Source organism: Dyadobacter sp. OTU695 (assembly GCF_038440355.1).
GTDB lineage: Bacteria > Bacteroidota > Bacteroidia > Cytophagales > Spirosomataceae > Dyadobacter.
In genome coordinates this window covers 1-9672 of record NZ_JASATN010000045.1, presented here as the reverse complement: position 1 = coordinate 9672, position 9672 = coordinate 1, and the positions used below count along the sequence as shown (strand labels likewise).

The 9672-nt window shown below is 45.0% G+C and carries 9 protein-coding genes; 3 read left to right on the top strand and 6 right to left on the bottom strand.

The annotated features are described in order from the left end of the window. Window positions 1–152 precede the first annotated feature (152 nt). Complete coding sequence (locus AAHB90_RS32220) at window positions 153–2393, top strand: M28 family metallopeptidase (RefSeq protein WP_342089447.1); 2241 nt, start codon at window positions 153–155, stop codon at window positions 2391–2393. A 243-nt stretch (window positions 2394–2636) separates the two neighbouring features. Here the strand turns inward: AAHB90_RS32220 and AAHB90_RS32215 are convergent, their stop codons facing one another. The 6 genes from AAHB90_RS32215 to AAHB90_RS32190 form a co-directional block, all read right to left on the bottom strand. Then, complete coding sequence (locus AAHB90_RS32215; RefSeq protein WP_342089446.1) at window positions 2637–4994, bottom strand: P-loop ATPase, Sll1717 family; 2358 nt, start codon at window positions 4992–4994, stop codon at window positions 2637–2639. A 39-nt stretch (window positions 4995–5033) separates the two neighbouring features. Further along, on the bottom strand, window positions 5034–5510 hold the full coding sequence (locus tag AAHB90_RS32210; RefSeq protein WP_342089449.1) for a DUF4411 family protein: 477 nt from the start codon (window positions 5508–5510) through the stop codon (window positions 5034–5036). Between the two features lie 22 nt (window positions 5511–5532). Beyond that, window positions 5533–6705: an XRE family transcriptional regulator gene (locus tag AAHB90_RS32205; RefSeq protein ID WP_342089445.1), complete on the bottom strand. Its 1173-nt coding sequence runs from the start codon at window positions 6703–6705 to the stop codon at window positions 5533–5535. A gap of 144 nt (window positions 6706–6849) precedes the next feature. Then, entirely contained in the window at window positions 6850–7683 is an 834-nt protein-coding gene (locus tag AAHB90_RS32200) for a DUF3037 domain-containing protein (RefSeq protein WP_342089444.1), read from the bottom strand. Continuing rightward, window positions 7680–8501 (bottom strand): HipA family kinase, encoded by an 822-nt coding sequence (locus AAHB90_RS32195; RefSeq protein WP_342089443.1) that lies wholly within the window; start codon window positions 8499–8501, stop codon window positions 7680–7682. The genes AAHB90_RS32200 and AAHB90_RS32195 overlap by 4 nt, the downstream gene beginning before the upstream one ends. A 113-nt stretch (window positions 8502–8614) precedes the next feature. Further along, the gene (locus tag AAHB90_RS32190; RefSeq protein ID WP_342089448.1) at window positions 8615–8845 is read right to left on the bottom strand and encodes a helix-turn-helix transcriptional regulator; all 231 of its coding nucleotides are present in this window, start codon (window positions 8843–8845) and stop codon (window positions 8615–8617) included. 129 nt (window positions 8846–8974) lie between these two features. On the opposite strand from AAHB90_RS32190, the gene AAHB90_RS32185 reads away from it, so the two are divergent. After that, window positions 8975–9217 carry a SymE family type I addiction module toxin gene (locus tag AAHB90_RS32185; RefSeq protein ID WP_342089442.1) on the top strand — a complete coding sequence of 81 codons (243 nt, stop codon included), beginning with the start codon at window positions 8975–8977 and terminating at the stop codon, window positions 9215–9217. 74 nt (window positions 9218–9291) lie between these two features. Next, window positions 9292–9636 (top strand): hypothetical protein, encoded by a 345-nt coding sequence (locus tag AAHB90_RS32180; RefSeq protein ID WP_342089441.1) that lies wholly within the window; start codon window positions 9292–9294, stop codon window positions 9634–9636. Window positions 9637–9672: the final 36 nt, after the last annotated feature.

The following is a 9672-nucleotide window of genomic DNA, read 5'->3' as shown; positions in this document are numbered from 1 at the left end:
TCTTCGACCGCACGGGTGGCCCCGTGCGCTCAGACTGCCATTCCTCACGTATGCTTAAACATACTAGTGGCACATTATCCGCTAATTTCCGGTATTGTTCCTCATCGTTTACTATATTTAAGCATCATCAAAAACCTTTTCACTCCGTTCCTATGCGACACCTTTTCAAAAAGACATTCCTTCCCATATTATTCTCGGCCCTCGCCGCAGCACCCTTGCAAGCCCAGCAACTCCTGGGCTTCGGTGACGCCGCTGCGAAGAAGGAATTGGACCTCGAAGCAACTTTCGATAAGCACCTCCAAGCCAATAACCTCCGCGACTGGATGAAGCGGATGACAGCCTATCCGCATCAGCTCGGTTCGGCATATGGCCTCAATAATGCCCTTTTCCTGCGCGATAAGCTCGCTTCCTGGGGTTTTGACGCGCGGCTCGATACGGTGCATGTGCTTTTCCCGACGCCCAAAGTGCGGATTCTCGAACTCACCGAACCGACCAAATTCAAAGCCGCATTAACCGAAAAACCATTAAAAGAAGACGGTACTTCCGCGCAGACGAAGGACGTGTTGCCGCCTTACCATGCCTTTTCGGCCAATGGTGATGTGACGGCCGAGCTCGTGTTTGTGAATTATGGCGTGCCCGATGATTATGAGGAGCTCGCCAGGCTCGGCGTGGATGTGAAGGGCAAGATCGTGATCGCCAAATATGGCGGGTCGTGGCGTGGTATCAAACCCAAAGTGGCTTACGAGCATGGCGCGATTGGCTGCATTATTTATTCCGATCCGAAGGAAGATGGCTATTTCCAGGGCGACGTATATCCCAAAGGGGCATTTAAAAATGAGTCGGGCGTGCAGCGTGGGTCGGTGGTGGATTTGCCGCTGGCGCCGGGTGATCCGCTGACGAACGGTTTTGTGGCCGACGCTGAGCATAAGCGGCTGTCGGTGGAAGAAGCGCCGGCGATGATGAAGATCCCCGTGCTGCCGATTTCGTATGGCGATGCATTGCCGTTGCTCAAAGCATTGGGCGGGCAAGTCGCGCCTGCGACGTGGCGGGGCGCGTTGCCGATCACCTACCACGTCGGCCCGGGGCCGGCGAAGGTGCATTTGAAACTGGAATTCTATTTCGATATCGTGCCCTGCTACAATGTGATCGCGACGCTGAAAGGCAGCGAGTTTCCCGATCAATGGGTGATCCGCGGTAACCACCACGACGCCTGGGTGTTTGGCGCGGCCGATCCCGTGAGCGGGGCCGTGGCAGAGCTCGAAGAGGCGCGCGCATTGGGTGAGCTGGTCAAAGCGGGCTGGAAACCAAAGCGTACCATCGTTTATTGCTGGTGGGACGGCGAGGAGCCGGGCTTGCTGGGCTCGACGGAATGGGTGGAAAAATACCAGTCTATTTTAAAGGAAAAAGCGGTTGTTTACCTCAATTCCGATGGTAATGGCCGCGGATACCTGGGCGCAGGCGGGTCGCATACGCTCGAAAAATTTGTGAACCAGGTGGGCCGCGACGTCACCGATCCCGAGAAAGGCACGAGTGTGATCGACCGCCTGCGCTCGCGCACGATCCTGAACGGCAGTCCGACCGCCAAACAGGAGGCCCGCACCCGCGCCGACCTTCGCATTGGCGCACTCGGTTCCGGTTCCGACTATACGCCGTTTATCCAGCACCTCGGCATCGCCTCGCTCAACATCGGTTATGGCGGCGAAGATGCCGGCGGCGATTACCATTCCATTTTCGATTCGTACGACCATTACACCCGCTTCAAAGACGGTGAATTCGTGTATGGCGTAGCGCTCGCCAAAACCATGGGCCGCTCCGTACTCCGTTTCGCCAATGCGGATGTGCCGCCATTCGATTTCAGCAACTTCGCCAACACGGTGCAGGTTTATGCTTCCGAGGTAAAAAAGGAGCTAGAAGCCGCTCGCGCGAAGGCCGAAGACCACAACAAAACCCTCGCCGAAGGCCGCTTCGAAGCCGCCGCCGACCCGAAAGAACCCTTCGTGAAGCCAACCCCGATGTCGGTAGCCCCGTACCTCAACTTCGCGCCGTTGGATAATGCATTGGTGGCATTGGAACAAAGCGCCAAAGCCTACGCCTCGGCTTCTGCAAAACTCGCTTTGCTTCCTGCGGATAAGTTGAAGGAGTTGAATGAGATTTTGTATAAAACCGAAAGGAAGCTGATCCATGCTGATGGGTTGCCTCGCCGGCCTTGGTATCGGCATCAGATTTACGCTCCGGGGTTTTATACTGGGTATGGGGTGAAGACTTTGCCGATGATTAGGGAGGCGATCGAGCAGAAGAACTGGAAGGAGGCTGAGGAGGGGATTTTGCGGGTTAGTGGGGTTTTGGAGGGGTTTGTGCGGGAGGTTGAGCGGGCTGTGGAGGTGGGGAGGTGATGGAGGGCTTTACAGTCTGACAAGTGTTTTTGTTATTGGCGCTGTGATAGTCAATCACCCTGAAATTTTACTTAGCAAAACTTCTTAATTAACACAAGTAAGATTCTTTTCATTCCGTCACAAAATTATCGATCGTTTCCTGTCTTGTCAGCTTAGGTATAAAATGCAGGAATCAACGACTCTTGCTTTGCGAACTGATGGTAAGTCGCATCTAGTTTGTGCTATAAAAAAAAGCCTTGTAGGTCATGATTCTTCAATCTCAAGATGTGGATAAAGAGCTCGGTGGATCATCAATCTATTAGAGCCCAACTTGTTAGCTAGTATCTTAACCTTTTCACTGTTATCCATGTCGTATTCAAAACGAAAAATGTTCTCTCTTGTTTCACGACCAAGAATGGACAAGCTAACTAAATGATCAATGAAATTTTCGAGTAAATCACTTTCGCGATTTATGCTGACGGCATCCATTATAAGTCCTATTTCCTGTTTGCTAATAATATTATTACCGCCAGCAAGATGATACATGAAATCGCTCATTTGATGAACTGTTACTCCGTTTTCGACAATGATGGATTGAAATACCCAGGACGAGTAGTCAGAATAGGCTTGTCTGATATCCTCTGCTTTGATGATAGCATGACCCCTAGACACAGCTACCTCTTTTGCTCTTCGGAAGAAATATATAATGTCTCGTGGGCGTGGGAATACTCTCTCAATAATATAGTCACGAGTAGGCATTTGATCAACGTCCTGCGCGACGTAGTTATTCCACAGGTCATCATATTGGACGCTTGTTGTACTCAATTGAACAAATCTTTCTTCAATGATCCGGAAGAATAACTCGGGGTCTTCCCACTTTATTTTGGAAAATTCAATTTTATCGGGTTCGCGAGATTCTGCCATTATGTATTTGAAAATGTCACTTCTCAGAAATAATATTAAGTTAAAAGTTAAATTTCGCTGTTTACTTTTTATAACTGCCAAATCCTTCGCAATACGCCCTGTTGCGCCTAGGAGCCCCAGAATATATTTACTAATTACCTTCAAATCTCCACTTTTTTTCCATGATTTGTCAAGATTATCGATTAGAACAATTATTTTTTCATTTTTCCCGATAATATTAGCTAGGTGTTCTCTAATTTGTAAAATTATATTATTGTGTAAATATTCTGATATTCTGATTCGAAATTCAGATTGCTTCGGTCCAATAGAAACTCGATTTCTTAATATCTCTTCGATTTGCTCTTCGAGACGTGTTGAGAAGTCTGTGGCGAAAATATTTTCATGCAATTTTATATAGCTGTTAAAAGCTATTTCTTGCTCAGTTAGAGAATATAGCGGCTTATTTTTAAGCTTATCGTAGATAGTTTTTGCAACCTCAGTATAAATTAGAAACTTCCATACCGCTTCTATTACGAAGCCTTGTTCGAAATCTTCGCTAAGCATTTCTAGCAGACGAATAACTCCTTCTACTTCAAAGTTCACCGGTTTAATTACGCAAACGAAATTCCTTTTGTCGTTGCTGAGTAGTTGATCCAAATAATATAATGCAGCGGTCTTTCCCGATCCTTTTCGACCAACTATTATACTATACTCATTTCTCACAAGAGTTTCTATGTGAGACGTTTCTACATAATATTCATATATTTTATCAGATTCATGTTCCGCAGTAAATTCGCCAAAATTAATTTTTTGCAGATTGGATTGAAGTTTTCTTCCATGAATAAGCTCTCTTCTATTGGAGAATAACTCGGAAATTATTTTTTTTAGGTCTTCAAAAAATGGTTTTATAATTTGTGCGCATTGCTCACGAGTACTATATTTTTTCAATAGATCTCGATAGTCAATTGGAGCTTCTTCATAAGGCCTTTCAGCAACCATGAGCACTTTTTTGTCCAATCCAATAGCCAGGCCCGACAAAAAAGCGCATTTTGAATTTTGAAGCTCAAAGCCAACTCTGGCGAGTGTTGAGAATTCAGCCAAAAGCGCAGGTGCCTTTAAAATATTTTCTATATACCACTCGAGAGATTCAATCTTATTTTCCCCAGCATCGTCAATAATTGGTTTTAAATTATTGAAATCAGCTTGATTAATAATTTCTTGACTGTAATTTGTGGCTACTTGGCTTTTTAAGTATAGAAAAGGCTTGCTCACGATTTGTCCTTCCAACTGTGACAAAGTTTGAGATATGATCGACTGTCCCTGTGCGCCAATTTCTTGCTGATAAAACGACTGAACAAGATTTTGAGTGTTGGTGTATTTTGAATATCCCACTGTACTTAATAGCTGAAATTCCTTGAACCTATGTTGGCTATAAGCATAAGAGGTATCAAAAACTAGCCATATTGGTTTTGCTCTACCTATTGCATACCCAATTTCAAATAGGACATTATCATTCATGCCTGTTAGATCGGCACAAAAGAAGTCAGATTTGTCTATTTGGTCGAGAATTTCCTTGATAATAATTCTCCCACTGATTCTTAAACCACGCCAGGTAGTAATTGTTGCTAAGTTGCCTTTGTTTATTTCTCTGACGGCTTCTTCAATCGCTTCACCCGATGAACTTGGTTGTGAGCTATACGCAAAAAATCCCTGTTCCATTTGGTTTTCTAATTAAAGGTTATTTTTTGTTAGTTTACACTATCCCTCACACTTGAACATAATTCCGAGATTTGAAATCATCCCAAAATCATTCATCCACTGAACCCCCATATTCTCGCAAACATTAGGAATCTTAATCCGACTAGCATTCAAAGCGGTAACCTTCTCTTCCTTCGTGACCACCGTCGCGCCTTCACGCATCGCGTGCGCAATCACCCACGGATCGGCCAGTGATCTTCCTTTTACATTGTCAACAAGCGTAATATGAATAGGATTTGCTGCCCAAATGGCTTGGAGGCATTGGATCACCTTCTCATCCACATCCTTGATTTCAATGCGGCTTTGTTTGAGCCATTTGCATAGGTCGTCGTCGGTCAGAGTAATTTCTTCATAGACTGCATGAGGTACGAAGATTTTTCCAGCGCCGCCCAATTCATTCAACACATCCCAATAACTCGGGCAGAATTTCGGTGAATAATAGAAGTTCCAGGCCTGGATTAACACATTGGCGTCCAGGCAGTATTTTTAGTTGCATTACTCATTTATATAACTGGGCTTCTAAGTTGTGAAAGTGATTGATTTTCACGTTGAGTAGCGAACTTGCCTGAGTTGGTTCAAGGCTGCCGCCACGAAAAGCGTCCAGAACGGTTTGAGTAAATAATCGACTGTTTTTCTGAATTTGTAATAAGTAGTAGCTTGGTCCGCTAGCGCTCTCTTTTTGTTTGGCCTTTTTCTCTTCTTGTTTGAGGAGAAATGCCCTGAACTCTGCATCTGCCACCATTTTCAAAGTCTTGTATTGATCAAGCGAGATCAGGTTCAAATTCAATGCGCGAACGAGTAATGCAAATGAACTTACACCGAATGTTTTTGCGACACTGAAAACTTGCGATGCAGATTGAAAGATGTGGCTGCCTAGATTTGTTATCAATCGGCTAGGAATCAATGCATTCGCTGCTACTTCATTACAGAACAATTCAACCGGATGCAAGCGGTCGGCCTTTTGGAAACCTGGTTCAACATCGGCGGAGATTCCCGTAGCCGCGATCCAGATGTGTGCGAGCTCGTGAACAAGCGTAAATAGCTGAGGCGCGGCCCAATCTTCGGAATTGATGAAAACAAAAGGCGCATGAGGATCGGCGATGGCAAATCCTTGCAGTTCATCACTATCTAAGGTCAGATGCGAGTTTATAAAGCTGGTTCTCGAAATGAAAATTCCTTTCGCTTCTGCTTTGTCGATCCATTCCTTTATCGGATTTCCAGTGACGTATTTGCCCGGAGAAATGGAAAGCGTGTTCAGAATGTCTTGCGCGACGTCCGCAGGATTATCTTTGATGGTAAAGCGACCGACAAAAGGAAATTTTGCTTCGCTGTTTGCTCTGTTGGTCTCGCTGATCCAGGCTTGTTTCTGCTGAATTTCGCGGATCATAAAAACGGAACCAGTGCTTAGTGATTTCGAATCGCTTCGGCGGAAGTCTTGCAATGGTTGAAAGTCCCGTGGAATGTCGGGGAGAAAGAATAATGCGAATGGCCTTTTGTAAGCTTTTGCCAAAATTTGGGCCTGTTTGATCGTTGGTTGACTTGCTCCTGCCTCCCATTCCAACAATCTTTCTGCCGGAACATTGACCTTCAATGCTGCTGTTTCCGCTGTCATTTTCGCGGATTCGCGGGCCCATTTAAAAACGATAGGTGTGATATATGCCTTGTCTGCCATGAAGTTTGAGGAAGGTATTTTAATATTGTTAAGGCAGTTAGCGCTGGTGTCTACTCTTTTGTAGAAACCAACAACTCTCTAATATCCATCTTCAAATACACCGAAATCTCATAAAGCCTCTTCATGTATGATAAATAATTCAATTTACACATCATGCTCATCCATCTCCCTAACCAACCCCCTCGCAAACCGCTCAGCATCCGCCTCAGATACCAACGTCACGGTAATCTCAGCCGACTTCAAAGTCAGTTTCTCCTGAATAAAGCTGCTCAATTCTAAGTGCTTTCTCGGAACGGAAGTCAGTAGCGTAACGTCAATATTTTCACTCGCTGTTGCCAATTCCGCAAGCTTACCGGCCCATTTATAAACCTTACTCCTAATATTTTCCACATTCTGCAAGTCGAATGACACGGGCAGGTAACAATGCCAAATCTCGTTTTTCCAAGCTTTGTCAAACTGGAAGCTGTCGTATTTAGTTTCGACTTCGTGTTCAGTCAGCTTAGCCGTAATCCCGTATTCGTCAAAATACTTTTTATACTTTTTCTTCCAGACGTCGGCGTCGCTGGTCGTGGATTCGTCGGTTTCATTTTGCCATTTGGTTACGAGCAGGCGATATAGGTCAGTCAGCGACTTATTGAAGTCCAGGTCGATACCTTTTTTTACCTCGGTCAAAGTCAATGAACTGTCGTCGTCCGGGAGGATTTTTCGTGTGAGTTCTGCTAAGTCCTCAGGGACAGGAAGGAGTTCCGAGAATAGCTGTTTTGCTCTTATGATTTCTTTTTCAAAATAGCGGAGGGCTTTTAAAATTGCTCTCCCGTCCGCACCCGGAAAGAATGAGGTAATCCTTCCGTACTTACTGATGATCTTGCAGTTTAGGTATTGGTATTCAGCGGAGTACACAATCACACCAACGTTGATAAACTCGCCGGTAGCGCGGTCGTGAAGATATCGGATGATCTGATATTGATATTTTTTCATACCAAAATTGCCTGTTCCAGTTGTTGCGCAAAGATAGTTCTATTCTCGACGATCGACGCAAGGTGGTTTTTGATTGTTGTCAGGTCGTCTGAAATCCAGGCCGGTGGGAGCAAGTTTGACGCTTTTGTCCAGAAATTGTCGTCAAGCCGAGTGAACCGTTCAATAAAGTCGTGAATTTGAACCTGTGTTCCTCTCAGTTTTGGATAAAGAAAGTGCTTTCTGAGCATTGTAAGCTCCATTTCACCGAGCTCCCAAGGTCTTGGATTACGATTGAAGGACAGCATCAGCATAAAGTCAAATGCCAGCTCGTGATCAAAAACGAACAGATCAGATTGCACGGTTAAGAGATTCGGTTTTTCTTCACGTCGATCCGCATTTGAAATAAATAGATCAAATGACGTTACTTGTTCTGCCTGCGAAACCTGAATTCTTGAAAGGCAGGTCGGGCCGACGACTGGAATCGTCCCCGGAATATATTTGGTTCCAAAGTTTAGGCCAATGCTTTCGATAAACCGCTGAAAGTGTGTGGTTCCGCGAAGTGTATCGGCAAAATCCGCACTTACTTCAATGCAAACCGGTTCAAATGTATTCAATCCCAGTTCCAGGGCAATCCAAGCGCCCAGGCATTCCTTCATCACAGCTTGCTGATAGATTCTCGGATGGCCGAATGGCTTTACCACGTAACTGTCACGATCTCCGTTTTCGAAATCTTGCGCCCAAATCAGCATAGGCTCGGTGGTTCCCGTTGAAAGAACATCAAGCCATTCGGTGGCGTGGACAGTTTTGACCTGATAGTTTTCGCCTGTGATTTTTGGCATTCAATAGCTGGTTGCGGGTTTTGCTATTGAAAGTTAATTTCTTAAAATACTTACTAACTTGTTCGTTGTCAATGATCGAACGGTAGGTTTAGAATGAAATGTAGTATCGGTGTCTATTCTTTGGTACTCACCAACAACTCCCTAATATCCACCTTCAAATACACCGAAATCTCATAAAGTGTCTCCAAAGTTGGTTGTACCTCATTCTTAGACCAGCGCGAGACAGTAGTTTCAGTTTTTCCTAAATGCCGGGCTAAGTCTTTGCCAGATCTTTCTTTTTCAACTAGCACCAATTTGATTCGATTTAAGCGCAATTTTGCCACGAGATGCTCATTTATGGTCATTTCGTGTAAATAAAATATAAAATTCCCGCAAAGATAAAACCATTCATTTTGTAAATAAATCAAAGTTTTATGTTGATTTACTTTGTAATTAGTACAATATATCATAGTATTGAACTAAAAATTGAAGCTATGACACACGAAAAAAAATCTTCCAACCCTGTCGAGCGGCAGCTAACCGTCTACCGAAAATACGTTCCGCGCGCATGGTACAAGTACGCGGTCATGCCCGAGATCAGGCTCTGCGGCAAATGGCTGCACGAGGCAGGTTTTGAATGCGGCGACGAAGTGACGGTGCGGTGTTTTGGGAATAAATTGGAGATTACGTTGAACCCGGAAGAGGAGGCTGAACCTGTGCCGGTTCGGAAGCGATGATGCGGAAATCACGGTCACGGCACATCGGCAAATGAATATTTAATGGTATTATGCGGAAAAATCGGTGTCGCTTTATGAAGATTTTTCTGCCTCTTGTTTTCTGCATGATCGTTTTTTCGGTGAGCGGTCAGTCCTTGCCTCAGGGCGATTTAAAAGTGTTTTCCAAAGAAGATTTCAAAATTTCCTATCCATCGGCATGGCGCGTCGATACGTCCGGTACCATGAACTCGAAGGTGTTTTTCTTTTCGCCGCTGGAAGGTCCCGAAGATAAATTCAGCGAAAATTTGAATGTGATGGTCCAGAACCTGGCCGGGCAGCCTATTGATATTCAGAAATATAAGGAAATCTCGGAGCAGCAGATCAAGGTGATGTTTAGGGCGACTGCGGAGAAGATGTTGGGGGCGTTTGCGTTGAAGTGAGAGGCGAAAGGCCTTCGATAAGCCCGCCTTCGACTA